Origin of the sequence: Halorubrum sp. SP3 (assembly GCF_005435195.1) — an archaeon.
GTDB classification, from domain to species: Archaea; Halobacteriota; Halobacteria; order Halobacteriales; family Haloferacaceae; genus Halorubrum; species Halorubrum sodomense.
The window spans coordinates 1-272 of record NZ_SGTU01000618.1; the positions used below are offsets into that span (position 1 = coordinate 1).

General features: G+C 51.8%; 1 protein-coding gene. It reads right to left on the reverse strand.

All coding sequences use genetic code 11. From position 1 onward, the window contains the following. On the reverse strand, nucleotides 1-272 hold a 272-nt coding region (locus tag EXE42_RS19955), incomplete at both ends, for a hypothetical protein (RefSeq protein WP_206750783.1).

Sequence of the window (272 nt, forward strand, 5' to 3'; positions counted from 1 at the left end):
TAGCTTCGCCACAACCTCCCGGCCGTGGTACTTCTCCTCGTACAGAGTTTCCCACATAGCCTCGTCGAAACCATCCAACTGGATCGGTTTGAACTGGTTCAAATTCACTTGAAGCTTACAGCCCCTACAATGGGCGACCCCATGAACCCGCATTACCTCGACACCGATTTCCGGATATACTGCCTCTAGTGAAACCTGGCCCTTCTGTGCCCGGAACTCACCTGTATTCCCACACTCTGGGCAACTGTACTCAGTTCTCATCAGGATATAAC